17 protein-coding genes are annotated in these 20,912 nt (G+C 34.5%); 3 read left to right on the plus strand and 14 right to left on the minus strand.

Translation table 11 applies throughout. From position 1 onward, the window contains the following. Positions 1 to 192 precede the first annotated feature (192 nt). From G7Y57_RS06985 to G7Y57_RS07040, 12 genes are all read right to left on the minus strand, one after another. Positions 193 to 3,189 (minus strand): hypothetical protein, encoded by a 2,997-nt coding sequence (locus G7Y57_RS06985; protein ID WP_165021521.1) that lies wholly within the window; start codon positions 3,187 to 3,189, stop codon positions 193 to 195. Further along, the gene (locus G7Y57_RS06990; RefSeq protein WP_165021523.1) at positions 3,186 to 3,605 is read right to left on the minus strand and encodes a hypothetical protein; all 420 of its coding nucleotides are present in this window, start codon (positions 3,603 to 3,605) and stop codon (positions 3,186 to 3,188) included. The genes G7Y57_RS06985 and G7Y57_RS06990 overlap by 4 nt, the downstream gene beginning before the upstream one ends. A gap of 87 nt (positions 3,606 to 3,692) precedes the next feature. Next, positions 3,693 to 6,680, minus strand: coding sequence for a hypothetical protein (locus G7Y57_RS06995; RefSeq protein WP_165021525.1), 2,988 nt, complete (start codon positions 6,678 to 6,680; stop codon positions 3,693 to 3,695). Positions 6,681 to 6,802: 122 nt separating this feature from the next. Next, positions 6,803 to 6,979 (minus strand): hypothetical protein, encoded by a 177-nt coding sequence (locus G7Y57_RS07000; protein ID WP_165021470.1) that lies wholly within the window; start codon positions 6,977 to 6,979, stop codon positions 6,803 to 6,805. Between the two features lie 14 nt (positions 6,980 to 6,993). After that, on the minus strand, positions 6,994 to 7,413 hold the full coding sequence (locus G7Y57_RS07005; protein WP_165021527.1) for a hypothetical protein: 420 nt from the start codon (positions 7,411 to 7,413) through the stop codon (positions 6,994 to 6,996). A 63-nt stretch (positions 7,414 to 7,476) separates the two neighbouring features. Then, positions 7,477 to 8,052 (minus strand): hypothetical protein, encoded by a 576-nt coding sequence (locus G7Y57_RS07010; RefSeq protein ID WP_165021529.1) that lies wholly within the window; start codon positions 8,050 to 8,052, stop codon positions 7,477 to 7,479. 4 nt (positions 8,053 to 8,056) lie between these two features. Beyond that, positions 8,057 to 8,479, minus strand: coding sequence for a hypothetical protein (locus tag G7Y57_RS07015; protein ID WP_165021531.1), 423 nt, complete (start codon positions 8,477 to 8,479; stop codon positions 8,057 to 8,059). Between the two features lie 458 nt (positions 8,480 to 8,937). After that, positions 8,938 to 9,150 (minus strand): hypothetical protein, encoded by a 213-nt coding sequence (locus G7Y57_RS07020; RefSeq protein ID WP_165021533.1) that lies wholly within the window; start codon positions 9,148 to 9,150, stop codon positions 8,938 to 8,940. Positions 9,151 to 9,221: 71 nt separating this feature from the next. After that, a complete protein-coding gene (locus G7Y57_RS07025; RefSeq protein ID WP_165021535.1) occupies positions 9,222 to 9,668 on the minus strand; it encodes a hypothetical protein in 447 nt (148 codons plus the stop codon). Positions 9,669 to 9,895: 227 nt separating this feature from the next. Beyond that, entirely contained in the window at positions 9,896 to 11,311 is a 1,416-nt protein-coding gene (locus G7Y57_RS07030) for a replicative DNA helicase (RefSeq protein WP_165021537.1), read from the minus strand. After that, a complete protein-coding gene (locus G7Y57_RS07035; RefSeq protein ID WP_165021539.1) occupies positions 11,262 to 12,194 on the minus strand; it encodes a DUF4373 domain-containing protein in 933 nt (310 codons plus the stop codon). The genes G7Y57_RS07030 and G7Y57_RS07035 overlap by 50 nt, the downstream gene beginning before the upstream one ends. A 671-nt stretch (positions 12,195 to 12,865) precedes the next feature. Beyond that, positions 12,866 to 13,015, minus strand: coding sequence for a hypothetical protein (locus G7Y57_RS07040; protein ID WP_165021541.1), 150 nt, complete (start codon positions 13,013 to 13,015; stop codon positions 12,866 to 12,868). Between the two features lie 508 nt (positions 13,016 to 13,523). Between G7Y57_RS07040 and G7Y57_RS07045 the strand changes: the two genes are divergently transcribed. Further along, positions 13,524 to 14,237: a helix-turn-helix transcriptional regulator gene (locus G7Y57_RS07045; RefSeq protein ID WP_165021543.1), complete on the plus strand. Its 714-nt coding sequence runs from the start codon at positions 13,524 to 13,526 to the stop codon at positions 14,235 to 14,237. A 750-nt stretch (positions 14,238 to 14,987) separates the two neighbouring features. Here the strand turns inward: G7Y57_RS07045 and G7Y57_RS07050 are convergent. After that, entirely contained in the window at positions 14,988 to 15,263 is a 276-nt protein-coding gene (locus G7Y57_RS07050) for a hypothetical protein (RefSeq protein ID WP_221412113.1), read from the minus strand. Between the two features lie 375 nt (positions 15,264 to 15,638). After that, entirely contained in the window at positions 15,639 to 15,842 is a 204-nt protein-coding gene (locus G7Y57_RS07055) for a hypothetical protein (protein ID WP_165021547.1), read from the minus strand. 114 nt (positions 15,843 to 15,956) lie between these two features. Here G7Y57_RS07055 and G7Y57_RS07060 point away from each other — a divergent pair, with 114 nt between their 5' ends. Together G7Y57_RS07060 and G7Y57_RS07065 are read left to right on the plus strand one after the other, a co-directional pair. Then, positions 15,957 to 17,609: a DUF6377 domain-containing protein gene (locus tag G7Y57_RS07060; protein WP_165021549.1), complete on the plus strand. Its 1,653-nt coding sequence runs from the start codon at positions 15,957 to 15,959 to the stop codon at positions 17,607 to 17,609. A gap of 313 nt (positions 17,610 to 17,922) precedes the next feature. Further along, the gene (locus G7Y57_RS07065; protein ID WP_165021551.1) at positions 17,923 to 20,907 is read left to right on the plus strand and encodes a SusC/RagA family TonB-linked outer membrane protein; all 2,985 of its coding nucleotides are present in this window, start codon (positions 17,923 to 17,925) and stop codon (positions 20,905 to 20,907) included. Positions 20,908 to 20,912: the final 5 nt, after the last annotated feature.

Here is a 20,912-nt window from a genome sequence, read left to right on the forward strand (position 1 = left end):
CAACGAAATGAATCGAAGTCCTGAGATAAACAGATGGAGAAAGATTTGATTATAGAGATTAACAGATATAACAGCAAATCCTATAAATGCATTTACTGGTTAGCATCTACGTATAACTTTGTATTTTAAACTTAAAGTTTTATATAGCTCAAAGTTTTATTATAGAGGTAATTGTTTCATCCTAATGTTTTCCTAATATGAGTCATTAGTGTTCTCCCCGAATACAGTAAAAAAGAAATTGGTATTTACTTTTGCAGCATTAAATTTTCTAAACAGAATTACAAAATCATCATTAGTAACTGAATGTAGGCTTGAAACACAGTCGGCAGGATAATCATAAGGGGTAACATTAACGACATAATTATTATGCCCTAAAAAATGTTCTATTTTATACTCTCCTTCACTAATTCTTGAAGGCGCAAATGAACTATCCTTGTTCAATTTACCTCTTCCACCTCTTCCCCACATATACAAAACTCCGCACGAACTATTAATTCTTCCTGCAAACAAAAGTCCGGGGGTGTCTATAATGTTGTTAGGGCTTACCCTGAAAGCACCTTTAGATATATTTAACGCTATATTTTGAAGAGGCATAAGAGGATTGTCAAATGAGGGCGGTTGACTATTTATATTTATAATTATTTTCTGACTTAAGTCTGTATTTTTATTGTTTATTAAAAAAGTACTATCAGTGTTATCTATAGCTGAATTAATGCCATCTCCCAAGTATATAGATGTCCCATTTGCTTTTTTATATCGTAAAAATGAATTGAATATTTCAAAATCACCTATAAACATAGTATTGTATTTATCCCATCTAATATCTTTGGCCAATTGCCCTGATCCATCACTATTAAACAATACATTTTCATTACAAAATAATGCCGACCCATCTTCTTTTATTTGCGTAACTATCTTATCCTTAGAGTCTCTAAACTCAAGAGTAATCCCAAAAAGTTTAAATACCTTATTTGTGGCATCAAAAAGTAAACCTTTAACCTTATTACCTATCCGAATACTGCCATTATTCAAATCATATTTACTACCCTCATTTTTATCCTCATCATCTACATAATTGATAGACTTAATGACATCCCCGTAAATACTACCACCGGATATGTAGGCCATCCCGTTAGTAAGTGATACATCTCGCCTATCTTCTTTCGCAGGGTAGATAACACCCATCAGAAAATAAAAATAGTTAGTATCATCTGCATATTTCAACTGATTGGTAGTCAACTCCCATGCAGCCGAATCGCTTTGCTTTTCGGCTTTCACATACATGTAATAAGAAGCTGCATTGTCTTGTAATATCTGATTGAAAGCTTGTGTTACTTTCCATGTGTATTTTGGTGAATTGGACGCTGGAGTTTCCGTCTCTCCTCCCCACCACAAAGAACGATGATTGATATAGCCTACTGATAAAGTAGCCCTATAGCTATTACCATCCTTATTTGTTTTTATGCTCACTCCACTTGTTGTGAAATCCTGGCTTTTTGCACCCACGGCAAGGTACATCGTTTCGATACTATTAGGCTTGATCTGTGTATTGTCGAAGTAACCATCTGGATCGAATATTAGGCCTTTCAGTGCGCGCAGGTTTTGGGTATTTCTCACACCATTTTGGCGAGATTGAAGGCTTTGGTTAGTATTAGATTCTATAATTATTTCTTGCTCTTTTACCGTTTCTTCTAAATTTGTGATCCGTTTATATTCCGGGTTATCACCTACTTTATACACGGCATCGTATTTATTGATCAGCTTTTTTTCAAATCCCATAATACGGCTACTACGGTATCCGTTTTCAAACCGATCATTAATAAGGCGCACTTTCTTGCCTATTTGTAAGTCATACTTATTTTTATAGAAGTACTCAATAACAGTGGGGCACTCGTAGAGATCGGTATCTTTGTTATTCTTATCTAGCCACTTCACAGCTTTTTCGTATAGCTCCTGTTCAGCCCTCGGCACATACTGATCTCCTACAAGGGCAATATTGAAGCCATATAGAATATATTCATCTTTCTCTACAGGTTTGAATATATCATTCGGAATATTTGTATATTCGTCTCTGTAAATCTCGAACACCTGTGATGCTGCATCTGTTTCAGGTTTATTTAGTGGGTTAAACATTACCTTAAAGTCAAATCCATTCAAGTTACCACTTTTGAAATGTATCATTAAGTCAGTACCAGGTAAAAGGTAATCTTTTTTGAAGTTAATCTTCGAATCCGTAAAACGGTAAGCATTCCAGTTGGTAACTACTTTTGTATTAGTATCTGTATCTGTACATGGCACTATCGAAACAGTTTCGATTATCCCCTCAAATTGAGGGTACGCATCTTCAAATACCACAGTCCCTTCTATCACCTCTTCCGGTGTCATGTTTGGTTTGGCATCAATATAATTGCCTTTGGATGCAGGGATACGAAGTCTTTTCTGATAAATTGCATCAACAGCTTCTCCTGTTCCGACACTTCTGTAATTGGTAGGGATATTTCGTGATGATCCTAGAGCCAACATACGAGTTATCTTTTTGTCGGCTGCTCCTCGTGAATTACTCATCCTTAAAACAGATACTTCATTTTCGAAATCTACTTCTGCACCTTCAGCTAGTTTTTGTACAAGGTTAATAGTTCGCCCCGAGATATACCACTCACATTCAAATTCTTGAGCTATGTTAGTCAAGGCATCGAATACGTAGGAATTATCGAATGACATAGATTTAATTTCAGCAGGTTCTACTGTGCCGACTGCGAAATCTGTAACATCAAAATAACGGTTCAGGTTATCGGCAGCCACTTGCAGGAAGCTACTTGCTTTACTAGTCAAACTCCAGGTTGATTCTTTGAGCCCCTGACTTAAGTAATAAAACTGCACGCTTGCCGCCATCATCTCCTCGCCGTCAAATCGGAGAGTATATTTGAATGTAGAACTATCCGACTCTTCAGGGATATAATCGCTCAGAACATAATATTTATAGCCTTCGTAGAATAAATAATCTCCACGATCAAACCTCTCAAATCGATCCAGCACAAAGCTAAACTCGATATAGTGTTGATTCATCAACTCATTGCAATAAATTGCATCATCACCTATTACATATTTAGCTTTGATAGATCCTTGCTTATCGAATATATCTACAATTAAATCGCTAGGTGCATATTTTATTAATCCTATCTCAATCATAATTTAATGCGGTCTTTAGGGTTGGGTTCTGTGAAACGAACCGTTAATGTGCATGAACTCAAACTTGACGAAAGAGTGAATGTGCTCTCTTCATCTAAAATCAACTTGTATGTAGTTCTATTGGGAACTACTTTCAAAAGAATAAGCCCTTTTGATAATTCGGCTTCCAATGCCTGTTTCTTTGCTCTTAGCTCCTTTCTTGAGTTGCATGTAATAGCAAAGGTGAGTATAACCTGCCGTTTATTTACCCGGGGGTTATTCAGAAATATTTGGACACCATCATGTCCTCTCAAATCATTAGAAGTATACGCTTTTATAGGCGGATGCATATCTAAGTTGTCGAAAGAATCATCTATCAATCTGGCACTATAGTTAGCCCATAGGCTTTTGTTATTTATGTAAGTCTCGCTAAGCATTTCTAGTTTTATTTTAAAGGTATATATAGATTAAAATTCTGTGAAGCAAATAGCAGAATTCGAGTAAACAGATGCGTAAAGGTTTAATTATTTAAACCCTCTCGTATTCTTCTCGATATCACTTAACCGTTCATTCATCTGATACAATTCTTTTGTATTCTTATTAATATCTTTCAGTTCATAGTAAGAATTAATAGCGACGACCCTGTTTTCCTCAATCATTCGTTCAACCCTTAAGGCCGAACCACTCATTACATTTAGTGGAACCGATAATGAATCTATAGTGAGTGTTTGAGCTATTGGTTGGTTCCATGATGCTATTCTAGATACATTGCCATCGATAGATATCAGATTCATTTGCATAGCTGTGAACCGTCCTTCCAATGCTCCGGCCTGATCTTGTGTCATAGTCTCGAATCCTCCTTTGGATGATGATTGCGTAAATTCTTCTGCATCTGTATTTTCAAAATTTTCACCCGTTTTTTCTTCCCATTTTTGATTAGCATAATCGTACAGAAGCTTTCCGTGTCCCGAAGCGGCAAGTGTTCCTTCAACCATATTATCTACTACGGTCATCAGTTTGTCCATACGTTGTTCGTCCGAGAGAGAGGTATCTTCCATTATTTTCATTGCATTTTCTTGCGCTTTGGCAACAATAGGAGCAATGGTAACGGAATATATCATATCCTTGACAAGCTGCTGAACCATTTTACTTGCGCTCTTATAGAAGGCTTCGGATGCATCTTCTCCTTTTTTGAAAGAGTCGACAAGGGCATTAGTCATTTCGTTACCCAATTGTCCAAAAATACCTGTCAGATAGTTTTTCATTTCGCCGTAAGCTTGTTTTACGGCTTCGGCATTCTCTATCATGCTTTGGAATGCCGCTTTGTCTGAATCGGACATTTTTTCATTTGCTAAAACTGACTTGGCGCGTTCTATATTAAGTTCTCCTTCAGCTTTTATCAAGTCTTTGTATTTGCTCGTAATACCAGAGTAGAGGTCTTTACCTTTACCCATGCCGAACAATCCTGTTTTTTTATGGCCGGTTACAATCTGAATATTTTCGAGGGCAGCAAAATCACTTTTCTCCTGCGGCTTAAATAAACCGAATATTCCTGATTTTGGTTTTAGCAATCCATCACCTTTCAGCGATTTATTAGCGTCTTCTACCGAGGTCTTGTATACTTTAGCCGCATTTATTGCTTTGCCATAAGGGTCTGAACCGAATATCGTATCGCCGTCTTCGTATTTCAGGTTTTTCAGCTTGATAGCTAATTGATAGGCATGTTCTTCGGCTTTAGTAACTTCAGCTATTTTCTTTAGAGCTTCCTGATGACGTTTTTCAGCTTCGGTTGCCGCCCCGAATAGTTTTATACCTTGACTAACTATTGCTAATGCGCCACCAACAGGGCCTCCGGAAGCAAATCCTTGAGCGATACCACCCACGGTGTCCATTACCATGTCGAGGCTTTCGTCCATTCCTCCAAAAACAGATTTCAAGCTACCGACCCAACCTGATACTTTACCTGCATTGGTACTAATGGCATTGAAGACTCCTATTGTTTTGGCTTCGGCATCTTCAGCGGAGTCTCCCATCTTCTCGAAGCCATTTTTCACTTGGTCAAAAACTAACTTTTCAACTATTCCTCTTGGCGATTTTATAGGACTCTGCTGATCTAGGTTTTTTTGTTGGGCTTCGAGTAGTGGTATTTGTTTTTTCGCATCACCGTTACCGTTTTGGGCGGCTATTTGCTGCACTTTAAGGCGTTCTTCGTTATATTTTTTTGTAATTTCTAACTTCTTAGATTCGTACAGTTCAGTCATACCAACCGATTCCAGACCTTTGAGCCGTTCTAATTCAGTACTCTCAGCTATCGCTATACTTGCCATTTCGGTTTTAACGACTTCTCCTTTTTCTTCTTTCTTTTTGGTTTGTAATGTAGCTATGGTTTCCTGGTTTTCTCCTGCTTTTATTATCTGTTCTGCATAGTTGGAATCTATTGCTGCTAATTGTTGCGACAGGTATGACTCGAAGGTTGTGTTTTGTCCTCCCAAAAAGCCAGTGAGCCTTTTGTTCATAGCCTGAATACGTGCCATAAGATCGGCTTGTGCCTTATCCGCATCCGCTTGTAGCTTATCTTTTAGTTTAGGTGCTAAATCCTTACCTTCTACTTCCACTTCCTTTAACTCAACAGGATTATCGATGCCATGTATTGGAATTATAGATTGAGATGGTCTTACTGTGGATGTTTTTGGGTAAGCAACTACATCATTTGCTTTGGCTTCATAATTAAATAAGTTTGTAAATGCAGATGATTCTCTGTCCATGATCCATTGTCTATTCAAATCAGCGTGTTTATTTACAGATAGCCTTGCTTCACTATTCTTGATTCTTTTTTCGGCAGGTGATTCACTTGTTGCTGTGACCATTTCGAGCCAAAACTCGGCGTCTGTATATCGGAGTTGCATTTCTTCAACTTCTTTTTCACGTATATCTGATAACTCTTTATGTCGTTTAAGCTCAATTTTCATTATCGCATCAAACTGAGCATGTTCAATCAAACGTTCTTGATATTTTGTCGATGATAAATTTGCTAAATCTTTCTCTCGTGAAATTTTCATATCACGATAAAATTCTTCCCATTTCTCTATGGAATAAAATTCAAGCCCGTCTATTGGTGTTTTTATCGGTATCGGATCTTCAAATGCGTAATCAAATTTCATTAATGCATTTACAACTGTTTGTGGTATTTCTATTGCATCAGGAGATAAAACTTTATTTGCAGCATCTGCGACCTCTCCCAAAATAGGTTTGACTATTTTTAATAGATCAATAGTCTCGTTTTTCAGTATAGACTCGAATAGTTCTTCATTCAGTACACTAGTTAAAGCTTTTAGACTTTTATTTTCTAATGAAGGTTTTTCTGCTTCGATATTTCTTTTTCGATATTTATTTATAGTTTCATCAACATTTGATATTTTTTTTTGATTATTTGTGATAGCTTTCAAACTATCTGTAAGCATTTTTTTGATATCATTACTAAACTTTCCAAAAAATTCGTCTTTCTTTACCATGTCTGTATTTTTTTATTGCTTTATCACATTAAACATTTAAATAATATACAACCTTCATATTCTACCTCTTTTGATGAAGAGTTCAGCTCCTGCATTTTAATATAAATCTGCCATATCTTATCTTATCCTTTTATATTTGCGAACAATTCGTTACTACTTGTTTTCTTCATGATATCTCCGAATGCCTCATGAAGTTTATTTTGTTGCATCATTATCAGGTTTCTATAGGGTATTACTTCAAATACCTCTTTGTAGGAGAGGTGAAGATTGTCGATAAATGTCGCTATCTGACCGTGCATGATATCGTTACCTATTATTTGGGTTTTGCTACTATTTTTGTTACGCTCGAGCACGATCGAGCACACAGAAAAAAATCATCTGAACCAATTAAATTAATTGCAATCACAATTGCTTCGTTTATTTCTTTTGGCGTGCACTTTTCAAGTTTACGGGAGAGCCGATATGTTTTGTACTTCCAAAATTTCACATCACCAATAATGAAAACACATAATCCCTTTAGCATTTCTTTGTAGCTTCTTGGTATTTGAGCAATAGCATCTGCTTTATTCTGTATGTCCAAATTAAAATTCATTTTAGACCAATAAGCCAATCCACGGCAAATAATCTTTATTGTAGGAGGCTTAATTGTATATCCTTCACTGCCTAACATTACTGTTTTGAAGTCTGTCCCTAAGAGGGAATCAGAAACTAATTTAGCCGCATCGTTTGTCATATATTCTTAATAAAAAAAGGTAGGCGAATAACACCCACCTTTTGGTTATATACAATTAATTTGTCACGGATTAGTAGCTGAATCAACGGCTGATTTATGAATCTGAACCTCCGATTCCAATTGAATATCGGGTTCAAGCGCTGTTGCTTCAATCGATATAGCTACTGCATCATCAGTCGTTACTCCACCAGCAATAATATCAGCTTTTGGGTAGACGATGTAAACATTATCTTCCGTTAGTGCTACAATAGTTAAATCTTTCGGAGTATATTTCGATGCAGCTGACCATTTATCAGCACTTGCGTTACCTCCTTCAAAATCAGCTTTTGTATCAAAGTCATACTTACCGATAGAGAAAGTGATCTTTGATACACCCGGATCATCAGTTGAACTACGGTAATTTTTACCTGTCAACTTGTTTTTGTAGTAGTTTTTCGACGCCTTTGCTTTTTCGTAATTCCAGTTGTCTCCATGTATGTTTTTTACTTTCTTGGTTTCTGTATTCGCCAAGAATGCTTTTAGCTCAGCAGGTGATAATCCGCTTGTTGCATCTCCATCTACAAATGGTGTCGCTACTGTCGAGATGGCAGCACCATAAAAGATTGCTTTTACACCTATTAATGAAACTTCTTTTCCCATAATCTCACAATTTAAAATTTGAATTTATTACTCTTAACTTTACCGTGATAACATGACTCCATGTATCGGTTTTTTTTTCTTTGGTTATATTCTCTAACTGATAATATACTGTTTCGTCTGTTGTTTCGTCGAATGTCTTGTACTTAAATAGCTTAATAGCTTCTAATTCATAAGCATTTAATTTCTCATCGTTTTTTTGATATATATTATTTACTTTGACATCCGGAACAAAAATATACGCGTATGCAGATGAATTTTGCCACCCTTTGTTATCTGATTCTTTACAGCAGATGGAGATCCGATCGTGATTGTTTTCTTCTGTAGTGGGTGCTAAGTCTCCTTTCTCTATTTCGGAAAAAGCTCCAAAAATAGGATTAGACTTAAAAGCCTTGTGTATAATTGTTTCTATAATTTCTGTTGTAATCATTTGCTAAATATCTTTTTGCTTCGACTCTCAGCCGATCAGAATTAATTGTATTGTTTTCTCTAGGCTATACATAGCTCGGATAGTTCCTCATTTGCTCGTTTCAAAGTTTTTTTCCAACAACTAGGTGTTGTATTCTTTATTCTAAGGGACATATGTTTTTACTATCGCTTAATTCCAAATGAGTCTTGAGCAGAGGCTTTTCCTGTAACCAAATCGTCACTTTTAGTGCATTTTTTTAAATCTTTCATTGAGTAATTTGATTAAAATTATTTTTGATTAAAATTACATACAATCGAAAGACTAGAGAAGTGTTTCAAAGGTGGGGACTAAATAGTTGTAGAATAGTTTGTAAGTTCATTAATAATTCCTGCAAAGTATTTGCCATGGAATTATTATACAGTAGTTTATCAGATATTGACTTGTAAGCGAATTGAATCAATATAATTTTAATAGTGATTTCATGTACTATTTTCTACTTTATGTACTGATAAATCATAAAAATGCACAATTTCATTAGAGTACACCTCCTCGATCTCAAATATTTTTATAGTATGCTTTATATTACTGGTGTCTACTAATATAATTTCGGTTTCACCAATAAAGTCTACATAACCTAGAATGCTGTTAATCATCACTGTTTGATCGAAGGTGATTTCATTTATTTTTTTCATGACTGTATTATTTATTTTTCAGGAATTGTTATTCTGATTTTTTCATAAGAGGTAGTATCCTTATTTTCAAATTATTTTAAACCATTTAGCTCAATTCTAAGCAATATCTCACTGTAGAGATAGTCCAGTGACACTTGGAAGTCTCGGTAAAACTTATACCACGAACAAACACTTTTCAGACTATTTGAAATGTGAGAAGGGGACAGCTGTAATACCTCCGCTATTGCATCTCGTTTACCTCTTTCAAAAAAGTATCCTGCGAATATCCGTGGTGAATAGAGTAGAGCTGCGACCATCAGAAAATAATATTTTTCGGCATATCTTGAATTATTTATTTCATCTTTTTTATGACAAAGCTCTTTTACCCAGTCATAAATAGTGGAGATTGTTTGGAGATCTTCCAATTCGGGTTTGAGTACTACTATCTCTATTTTTTGTAATTTTTCGGATTGTTTTTGATAATCTTCTATATCTTCGATTCTTTTTCGAAGTATACCTTCATTTTTAATTCGTTCCATGTTCCGTTGTATTAAATAAAACTTTGTTGGTTTTTTGATTTATAAAAAACTTAATGTTAACTATTGTCCCTTGTACTACCACTCTTCGATATACTTTCATAAAGTTTTAGAAAGGTTATTATGCATATTTTAGTTTTATTTACTATCTCTGATATTGTGTATAATAAAACTGGAAAAGTAAATCAAAATCATATTTACTATTGGATTATTGATTTTATTTTATAGGGTTATGGAGAGGTTTTTGGCTGTGGATTATCCCAAATCTTTTTGTATCGATCATCATGATAAAAGATAACCGAATTATTGCGTGCACCCTCTCTATATTTCGAAATAATAATCTTGCCTCGGCCTTTCCACGGCTCATTTTTAGAATCTATCGCACCAGAGTCGTAGTAGTCGGGTTTGTGTATGAATAGAACGATATCTGCATCTTGTTCGATATCTCCCGATTCCCTTAGATCCTCTAATTGAGGTTCTTTCACTGCAACACCTTTAATCGGTCTGCTTAGCTGTGAAAGCAGGATGATAGGGATATCTAATTCTTTCGTGAGATTCTTCAATTCACCAGTTATATAACCTATCTCGAGATAACGACTTGCGAATTTCAGATTGGTTTTTATTAATCCCAGATAATCAATAATCATTACATCTAATTTATCCTTTCGCTTTAGTCTTCTTGCTTCAGACTTAATGTTATTTAAATATCGTATATTGTGATCATCGCCAATATTCAGCTTCATATCCCATAATTGTTTTGCTCTCTCATCCATAGCAGCCCATTCTTGCATATTCATTTGCCCGGTACGAAGATTATACCCGTTAATACGATTATCTTCAAGTAAAAATCTATTTACAAGCTGTGTAGCTGTCATCTCAATAGATACGAAGAATACGTCTTTGTTATTCATTGATGCTGCTTTTGCGAACGATAAAGCATTCTGAGTTTTCCCCATGCTTGGTCGTGCTCCTAAAACAATCAGATCAGGTGACATCCATCCTCCGGCAAACACTTCGTCAAGCGAATGCAGACCTGTCGGTATTGCTATTTGAATGCCATTTTGCTTTAATTTTTGAATCATAGCTGCTTTATCAAGGGCTATGGTTAAGGCTTCTGGCATTCCAATAGACTTGGAAACTGTGGAACTTGTGACTAATTCTGTAAATGATTTTTCAAGACATTCGATCGTTTCGGCTATATCCTGTGTTTCATCAAAAGCTTTTGCCTGTATCTCTGATGTTATTCGTATCAATTTTCTGGCTTGTGACTTTTGTTTAATGATTTGAGCATGAAAAATGATATGTGCAGAAGATGCTACTTTTTCCGTCAATTCAGCTATATACAGGGGACCACCGATAAACTCCAGTTCACCCATTGCCTTTAGTTCTTCAACAACGGTGAGTATGTCGATGGGCTTTCTTTTTCCGCTCAAATTAAAAATTGCTTTGAATATTATTTGATGTATTTCAGTATAGAAATCATCGGATGTCAAAATATCTTCTATGTCTTGATAAGCTTTAGATTCCATTAGCAATGCTCCGAGTATAGCAGACTCTAGCTCTATAGATTGAGGCTGTATTTTGCCTAGTGGCTCACTAATCAACAATTGTTGGTTTTTTGAATTGTTCTTGTGTCGATTTTTCATTATTATAATTTCCTTCAAATACTTTTACCCAGTTTTTACCATTATCGAATAACCAGTCAAATGTGGCTTTCCACATAGTTTTGTTATTTCCACGCAAGAAGTCAGAAGCTTCCATTTTTGTAAATAATTCCCGAATTACAATTTTATAATGAGTATCCTTGAATTGCTTTTCAAGTTCTTTAATCCGTACTCGCATTTTTTCTTTTCGTAATTCTGTTAATTTTAGAACTTTAGGAAAAGAAATACAGGTATCGTGGTAAATTGAAATAATCTCTTTGTAATTTATGGGTTTTATTTTCGTATGTTTATCTGCTTCTTTTTTTGATTGCAAACTTTCGCTAATTAAAAAAAAATTCTGATTGGGATTTGCAAGTAATAAATTAGAATGATTTTTACAATCTACGTTAGTAGATAATAAATTAGAAACTTTATTTTCCTTTACTTTACTTTGTGGGATTTCTGTAACAGAAATCCCACCACTGTCGCTAATATCGCTGTGAAACTTACAGTTAGATTGTGATTGTTTTTCAGCTTTAAGCTTTGCCCTATTGCGTTTTTCGTATACAGGAGCCAATCTTTCTTTAAGAGATTTTGAATAAATAATACCGTTTTTTCGAACTAAAAGGTGTAATCGATAGCAATAATCAAGGATGTCTAATATTTCTGTTACAGAAATACCAAAGTCACCTGCAACAAGCTCTATTTCTATTTCTTCGTCTTGCATTTCATTGTCCTCTAAACCAGTTAAATACTCTAGTAACATACACCATGTTCCGTAACCAAGAATACCGAATTTTGATCGTAAAGCTTTTATTTTCCGATCATCTCTCATATCTCTATCGTGCGAGAAATAATCAGCATTGTTTTTTTTAGGTCTCGCCATAATCTACTTAAATTCTAATTTGTTTTGCCTTCTACGCTTGAGCTCATTTTCGTATTGAATAAGAGCCTTTTTCACCCTTTCGGCTGTTCTCATTAATCCATAATCATGAAAGGATAATTTATGCTTACACCTGATTATCCCGTGTCTAATTTCATCGGTTGTAAAATCTTTTATTGTTTTCATTTTTTTATCACTTTAAAAATTTGGAACTATCAATATATGAAGCCATTTTACCATGTCTGATAGAATAATTATTAAACCGCATAATTAAAGGATTCATTGTATTTAACTCATAGGATATTTATTCTTTTTCTTTTCTTTCCGAATCTTCTTCTTCATTCTTGCGTATGTAATCACTGTTAGATAATAATTTTAAACGGCTCTCATTTTTGTCGGATTTATATACTTTCCTAGACCTGAAAAGCTATATATAATTTCACTTTCTCAAATTTGTATTATGAATGTACAAATGATTAAATATCCGGCTTGTATGTTTTTTATATGTGCACCTCATGCTCTGCCAGATGAGCAATACATCCAAAATGACAGGCATTCCTATCAGTCACCTGAAATGATTTTCAATTGTCAAATAATTGTTTTTTCAATTAATGTGGGTATACTATAGTATCATTTCAAAGGAAACTCTAAGATATCTTTGTATTTGTCACACCCTATATCATATATAGAATCTGCCTCTTATCGATTTTAGCTTCTTTATCATATATCCACCATTTGATGTATAAGACTGAGAAGATTATTAGCAAGCTTATAAATATGGCAGTAATAGTATATCCGTTTGTCTTAGTTTTATTCTTTTTCATAGCGATTCATTTCTTATCTAGTCTACAACACATTTAGTACTACTGAATTCTACATTATCTCTTATAGTTATGCTTCAACGTTGGTGAGAATATGCTGTTAGAATTGAGATCTATTGTTATACGAATCACATCTAATACATAAGTGACTTCATTGATACTATAAGCTATTGATACATCAAATTTCGCTTATACATAATTTGCCTATCTCATTGCTAAATGATATTTATATATTAATTGCTTCTATTTACTTAAATCTCTTATCTTTGCAAGTGTATAAGTTTTTTACACTGTATAAATGTACAGTTAAATACAGTAAAAAAAGTAAATGAATAAAGTATTTTACTGTATTTAACATTATTTAACTGCTCAACTGCTTTGATTTCATATAAAATATAGGTAACAAAAATATAAAGAAGAACTTAACGCATTTCAATCGTAAAAAAAACAGAAGCAATATAGAAGGTAAGGTATTGATTACAAATACAAGTATACAGTAATTTACAGTAATATGAAGACAATCGGTAGCATAATTTTAAATTCTATTTTAGCAAATGAAAAAATAAATGCAAATCAATTTGCGGAGTCAATAGGTTTATCAAGAACTCAGCCGATATATGATATCCTGAATGGAAAGGTAAAAAAAATAACTCCTAATTATGCGCGCAAAATTCTCTCTGTATATTCACACTATGACTATAGCTGGCTTATTTCTGGGGAAGGTAAAATGCTGAAACAAGATTTAATTATTTTGAATACAACCCCTATTTCTATGTCTGAGTTTAAAATGATACCCTTGGTTCCTATTCGCGCTCGTGCTGGTTATCTTTCTGGCTATGGAGATGGTGCTTATATACAAGAATTACCGACAATACCGGTAATTACAGATCGTACTTTTCACGGAAAGTATATGTGTTTCGAAGTAGAGGGGGATAGCATGGATAACGATTCGCGAAGTGCTATCTGTGATGGTGATATTATACTAGGGAGGGAAGTGAAAAAAGATTTATGGAGATGCAAGTTGTATTACAGAGACTGGTATTTTGTCATAGTGCACAAGGAGGGAATCATGATAAAACAAATAGTAGACCATGATATGGAAAAAGGAACAATTACTTGCCATTCTTTAAACCCTATTTATGGAGATGATTTCAAATTACAGCTTAATGATGTCCATGAATTATATAATGTTATTAAGATCGCAGACAGATCAATGAGAAAATAGAGGTTGGGAAATAAATGAGGAGAACAACTATAAAATTACGATATGAAATGAGCTATTATTATATATATTTTATTTATGAACTATGAAAATCAAAAAATACTTTTAATTCTATTGCAACTTTACTACTATTAGGTTACATCACAGTAAACTGTAGAGAGTTTTGGTTGTAATAAATGGGAATACTCAGATATCTCAAGAATAGTTGTAGAATGCTATTAAAAGTAAAATTCAATACCTTGATTAATTTATTTCTAATATGTTATAAAATATTACCTATGTAATTCTTATGCGTAAACCCCGATTCAGAAATATTTCCATTCCAGAAGTTATATTTCTCTAAATATGTAAATCTATCGTCCATGACTGAAATTATTTCTTAAAATATAAAATTATTCTTTCATATAATCTTTACAATGAAAGCTCATTGATACAATATATTATGACGAAAATTGGCGAAAAGTCCGAGTGGGTTTATTCGTGGGACTGATTTTTTTATTCAACACATTGATATTAAGTGTGTTGATCTTTAGGTTCAATTTCGTCCAATTATCAATGGCTAAGAAACGATGTGCCGATAGTAGGTGCTCCTAATGTAGCGACTTACACCACAACCGTTGGTTGGTGACACTTCAGGCACTTACATCACGTCTGACAATGAGAGCAGACTTCGCACAATTGGCAACGAATACGTAGGCATATACTTTCACTACATCGGGCACAGTAAGTAATAGCTCGTCTCCTATACTATTGTTATAGACACGCCTTAGGGTACATATCCGATAATAATATTACTACGGCATGTAGAGCTACGGTTGTATACAATTCATTTAAATGATAACCAATCTGATATAAATCATGGTGATTGCCTGAAATAGGTGACGATATGGCTATCGGTATGCATTGATTATATGTCATATAGAGTGTATTAGTTGTTTTGTTCATTTTGCGGGTTTGAAATTCAACCTGTTCACCTCCACACAAAGATCTGGTATGACTTACATCAATGGATGATACAGATGAATCCAATTTTGATTTATTATTTTCCAAAATATGTACCCATGAACTTTTCCATTCTCCATTTTTACTCCATTTACGAAAATGCTAATAAACAGTTTTATAACTCAATACAACATATAAAAACAAACTGGTAACCGGAAGCATATACCATTGAATACCTGTTTTAAGTTTGTATAAGACGCTATTTGTCAATCATATAAGACAACTATTTGTCTCATATCCTCGTTTTGCTGTTGACAAATGAGGCGATATTTCATTTTCTATTATATCTTTGCTTAGTACTTTGTACATAAAGAAGTGTTGATGATTAGTTGTTTAGCGATTACTAAACTAACACTTACTTATTATATCAACAATTTTAAATTAGTCTAGAAGACTTCCTATTCACATATTCCATTCTTCTATTTTCCTATAGTTTTGTGTATCCAAGAATACAAATATAGATAGATTATAGGAAAACAGTATAAACGACCTATTCCAAGAGCAAACCAATGCGACCAATGCTTCGAAATATGCTATTCTGGCCAATGAAGCCAATTCTCTTTTTTCAAGATTAAGTTCTGTTACCTCCTTCACTTCCGAAAGCATAATACGACTTATTCAAGAGATAAAATAGACGAACTTATACAAAATAAGATACGACACATCTCTAAAAAGTTCTATCTTTGTTATGTAAATCGAATCTACCATAAAGGACAAATAATGAAACATTTTGTTTTCTCCATTTTTTATTTGCTATTTGCAATTGGTTCAATCTCTGCTGAATCAAGGTTAGACTCATTGTTGATTGAATTGGATAATACTTTACTAAATGAAAAAGAATACACCATACAGAAAGAAGCATATATTAACAAATACAAACAACAGCTTGATAAACAAAATATAAATGATGAGAATAAATATCTGATTTACCAAAATCTCTCCAAAGAATATGAGGCTTTTGTATTTGATTCTGCCTATTTATACTCTCAAAAAGCGATTGATATTGCGCAAAAATTAGGTAATAAAAATTGGCTTCATCAAAGTAAAATACAAATGGCACGTATTCAGGCTAAAGCCGGAATATTCACCAGAGCGATTGAAATTCTCAACGCAATAAACAGTAAGGAATTAACCAAAGATCAGCTGATTGACTATTATTACACATATGCCGATTCCTATATTTACTGGCTTGAGTATCAGAATGGATTTGATATTCAGAATTTAATAGAAAAACGAAGAAACTATCAGGATTCATTATTGCAGGCAGTAGAAACAAACACCTATGAACACGCTATTAATTATGGAACACGCTACATCGAGATAAATGACTTTAAGAATGCAGAAAGAGTTCTATTCCCTTATTTCTCAAATGTAAAACCCGACACAAGGAACTATGCAATTCTCACATCTATATTTGCATATTTTTATGAACAAAAGGGAGATCGGGAGCAGCAAAAAATATATTTAGCCATGTCTGCAATTGCAGATATAAGGGCTTCGGTAAAAGAAAACACATCATTGCGTACCCTCGCTGTTTTATTGTTTGAAGAAGGCGATGTAAAAAGAGCTAATAATTATATAAAAAAGAGTTTGGATGATGCAAATTTCTATAATGCACGGTTAAGAAATATTCAAACGTCCAGACTCCTACCCATTATTGATAAGGCATACCAACTAGACAGAGAATATCAGCAAGATAAGCTCAGGACTTTGCTTATTATCGTTAGTCTCTTATCTTGTATTCTGCTCGTAGCCATCTATTTTGTAGTGAAACAAGTAAGAAGATTATCAAAAGCAAAGAATGAAATAGAACAGATTAATTCACGTTTGAGTATATTAAATGAGGATTTGAAAATTGCGAATGAAAATCAAAACCATACAAATCTTTCCCTTGCCGAAGCAAACCGCATTAAAGAGCAATTTATAGGCAGCTTTCTTGAAATTTGTACCCAGTACATTGATAAACTCGATGCTTTTAAAATTACTGTAAATCGAAAGATTAAAGCCGGACAAACAAATGAGATACTGAAGATGACATCTGCATCGGAAGATTCTGTTCGTGAGTTAAAGGAATTATATACTAATTTCGATAATGCATTCCTAAACATCTACCCCAACTTTGTTGAGGAATTTAACAAATTGCTCAGACAAGAAGAACGTTATGCCGTAAACAACGAAAAAATACTGAACCAAGAACTTCGTGTATTTGCATTGATACGTTTAGGTATAACAGATAGCAATAAAATAGCTACCTTTCTACATTATACACTTCGCACAATCTACAATTACAGAAGTAAAGTAAAATCGAAAGTGCTGAATCAGGAAATTGATTTTGAAGAAGCGATAAGGCATATTTCCACGCCAAAAAGCTAATATTGTATTCTATTTTTTACTTCAAACGAATATCCACAAGTTACATAAGCTGATTTTAGGAATTAGATTACTGGTCTATATATCAGTAGTTTATTTGCATATCATTTTTACTAAAAGTTACTTAGCTATTTACTTACACGCTATATTAGTGCATTTACCTCATTATATTTGCTGGCAACCTTTCAATATTTAATAACCATCAAATGAAAATATACCCATGAAAATAAATTAACCACATTACCCACTTACCGGGGCTACTTCATTCTAAAAGTCAACCACGAAAAATACTACCTATATTAAATTATTAATACATATGGAAAAAAAATTCAAATCGAAAAAAACGACAAGATTTATCCTATTTCTACTTTTTGGATTATTTCTTACCTCTAATGCCTTCGCTCAACAACAGAGTCTGAAAGGTATAGTAAAAGATGAAACAGGAGAACCAGTTATTGGAGCCAGTGTCGTTGTAAAAGGCACGACTAATGGAACAAGAACAGATATTGATGGTAATTATTCTTTATCTGGGATCAGTAAGGGTGCTACCATTGTGGTATCTTATATTGGATATACCAGTCAGGAGATTGCTTACACTGGACAAAAAGAATTAAATATCATTCTTTTAGAAGATACTAAGTTATTAGACGAAGTGGTTGTTATCGGTTATGGGCAAGTACGCAAGGGCGATGCCACCGGATCGATATCCAGCATTAAAGCCGATACCAAAGTACGAGGTTTTGCACCTAATGCTCAAGATATGCTAATGGGTAAGGTTGCCGGGGTAAATATTATCAATGAAGGTGGATCGCCAAGTGCCGGAGCGACCATACGTATACGTGGCGGCTCTTCCTTATCAGCTAGTAATGATCCGTTAATTATAATCGATGGAGTTTTTCTCGACAATAAAGGAATGGGTGGGGTCGGTAATATATTGAGTACAGTAAACCCTACAGATATTGAATCGTTTACAGTCTTAAAAGATGCTTCGGCAACTGCAATTTATGGTTCACGCGCATCAAACGGAGTTATCATCATTACTACGAAGAAAGGTGTTACAGGCAAAGTGAAAGTAACCTACGACGGCAACTTCTCTATAAGTACGCCTAAAAATCAAATTGATGTACTTACAGGCGATGGTTATCGTGCTTTTATAGATAATGCATTCTCTGGTAATAGTAACTTCGAAGAAATGAAAAGTAAGCTAGGTAGTGATAACACTAACTGGCAAGATAAAATATTCCGCACTACAATAAATACAGAACATAATTTAAGTGCCCTCGGTTCTGTGAAAAATGTACCTTACCGTGTATCATTCGGTTACACTAACCTGCAAGGTATTCTCAAAACATCGGAAATGGAACGTTACACAGGTAGTATTTCACTATCCCCTACTTTATTTAATGATCATTTGAAAGTGAACCTGAACGGAAGAGGGATGTATATCCACAACCGTTTTGCCAATCAGGGTGCTATTGGAGCTGCAATCAGTATGGACCCTACACAATCGGTATATGATGAAAACAGCCCTTTCGGAGGATTTTTTACATGGATGAGTGGAGCTGTTCCCAATCAGGTAGCAACTATAAATCCGGTATCTATGCTGGAAATGACTCAGGATAAATCGAATGTATATAACTTTATCGGAAATGCACAATTTGACTATAAGTTACATTTTCTACCCGATCTGCATTTTAACCTCAATTTAGGAATGGATTATTCTAAAAGTGAGGGTACTAAATACATACCGGAAAATGCTCCTTCCGATTATATTTATGGTGGATTAGATTCGAGCTGGGATCAAAAACGCCGAAATACAACTTTCGATTTATATAGCCAATATTTTCATAAGCTCGATTTTCTGGATAGTAAATTCGATGTGATGGGAGGATATTCATGGCAACATTACTGGCGATCGGATAGCAATATCGGTCACCGTATAAGCAAATTTGATGCTGCAGGAAATCCACTCTTAGTAAGTTTCAACGATACCGCAACAGAGCATTACATTATTTCATTCTTCGGACGTTTCAACTATAGTGTAAAAGATAAATATCTTATGACTTTCACTTTGCGTCAAGATGGTTCATCCCGTTTCCACAAAAACAATCGATGGGCTTTATTTCCCTCATTAGCATTGGCATGGAGAATGATTGACGAGGACTTTCTCAAAGATTCAAATGTTATAAGTAATATGAAATTCCGATTAGGTTGGGGTATAACAGGGCAACAAGATATCAACCAGGGAGACTATGCTTATATGGGTACATACGAACAAAGTTCAGGTAACGAAGCTAATTATCTACGCGGATATACCGACGGACAAGGCAATTGGGTATCATTACTTCGTCCGGCAGCTTATAACCCTGATCTGAAATGGGAATCCACAACGACATATAATGTTGGACTGGATTATGGTTTCTTGAAAAATCGTATCGAAGGCTCTATTGACATTTATCATAGAAAAACAAACGATTTGATAAATGAAGAAACAAGAGTAGCCGCAGGAACAAATTTCAGAGAAAGAATCGTTACAAACGTTGGATCATTAAAGAATTCGGGTGTTGAATTATCACTAAATGGAACTCCTATAGTAACAAAAGATCTCGCATGGGAAATCGGTGGTAATGTAGCATATAATAAAAATGAAATAACGAAATTAAACTTAGGAAACGTCGATACACCCATACCTAATAGTGGGGTGAAAGTATTTAAAACAGGAGAATCGGCACAAAGCTTTTTTGTATACGAACAGATTTACGACGAGCAGGGTAAACCTATCGAAGGTTTTTACAAAGACAGAAACAACGATGGCCTCATAAATCAGGACGATTTATTCGTCTATCAGAAAAGTACACCCGACTGGACATTTGGACTTAATACCAAATTGACATGGAAAGCCTGGGATGTAGCTATTGCCGGCCATGGCAGTTTAGGAAATTTCAACTATAATCAAATAGCTGCCACAGGTGCAGCACTGAGTTCTGCATCAGTGTTCGCAAATGAATTCCTCGTAAACCGTCCTCTAAGTGCTTTTGATACGAATTTCCAAACAGGACAAAATAGCTCCAATTATTATGTGCAGAATGCTTCATTCTTTCGTGTTGATAATATTGTTCTCGGATGGTCTTTTATGCGATCCAAACAACTTCCTTTCGGGGGCAGAATATATGGAGCAGTACAGAATCCTTTCATCTTTACAAAATATAAAGGACTAGACCCTGAAGTATATGGTGGTATAGATGGCAATATATATCCCCGACCTCTGACTATTTTATTTGGTGTAAATCTTAATTTTTAAACGAC

It is taken from the genome of Dysgonomonas sp. ZJ279 (assembly GCF_011039205.1).
Classification (GTDB): Bacteria; Bacteroidota; Bacteroidia; order Bacteroidales; family Dysgonomonadaceae; genus Dysgonomonas.

Coding starts and splice junctions, on each gene's coding strand:
- G7Y57_RS07000 (WP_165021470.1), bottom strand. CDS start 6,979: ATGCACGGTCAGATAGCGACATTTATCGACAATCTTCACCTCTCCTAC.
- G7Y57_RS07045 (WP_165021543.1), top strand. CDS start 13,524: ATGAAGACAATCGGTAGCATAATTTTAAATTCTATTTTAGCAAATGAA.
- G7Y57_RS07010 (WP_165021529.1), bottom strand. CDS start 8,052: ATGGGAAAAGAAGTTTCATTAATAGGTGTAAAAGCAATCTTTTATGGT.
- G7Y57_RS07025 (WP_165021535.1), bottom strand. CDS start 9,668: ATGGAACGAATTAAAAATGAAGGTATACTTCGAAAAAGAATCGAAGAT.
- G7Y57_RS07065 (WP_165021551.1), top strand. CDS start 17,923: ATGGAAAAAAAATTCAAATCGAAAAAAACGACAAGATTTATCCTATTT.
- G7Y57_RS07030 (WP_165021537.1), bottom strand. CDS start 11,311: ATGAAAAATCGACACAAGAACAATTCAAAAAACCAACAATTGTTGATT.
- G7Y57_RS07055 (WP_165021547.1), bottom strand. CDS start 15,842: ATGCTTTCGGAAGTGAAGGAGGTAACAGAACTTAATCTTGAAAAAAGA.
- G7Y57_RS06985 (WP_165021521.1), bottom strand. CDS start 3,189: ATGATTGAGATAGGATTAATAAAATATGCACCTAGCGATTTAATTGTA.
- G7Y57_RS07015 (WP_165021531.1), bottom strand. CDS start 8,479: ATGATTACAACAGAAATTATAGAAACAATTATACACAAGGCTTTTAAG.
- G7Y57_RS07020 (WP_165021533.1), bottom strand. CDS start 9,150: ATGAAAAAAATAAATGAAATCACCTTCGATCAAACAGTGATGATTAAC.
- G7Y57_RS07035 (WP_165021539.1), bottom strand. CDS start 12,194: ATGGCGAGACCTAAAAAAAACAATGCTGATTATTTCTCGCACGATAGA.
- G7Y57_RS06995 (WP_165021525.1), bottom strand. CDS start 6,680: ATGGTAAAGAAAGACGAATTTTTTGGAAAGTTTAGTAATGATATCAAA.
- G7Y57_RS06990 (WP_165021523.1), bottom strand. CDS start 3,605: ATGCTTAGCGAGACTTACATAAATAACAAAAGCCTATGGGCTAACTAT.
- G7Y57_RS07040 (WP_165021541.1), bottom strand. CDS start 13,015: ATGAAAAAGAATAAAACTAAGACAAACGGATATACTATTACTGCCATA.
- G7Y57_RS07005 (WP_165021527.1), bottom strand. CDS start 7,413: ATGACAAACGATGCGGCTAAATTAGTTTCTGATTCCCTCTTAGGGACA.
- G7Y57_RS07060 (WP_165021549.1), top strand. CDS start 15,957: ATGAAACATTTTGTTTTCTCCATTTTTTATTTGCTATTTGCAATTGGT.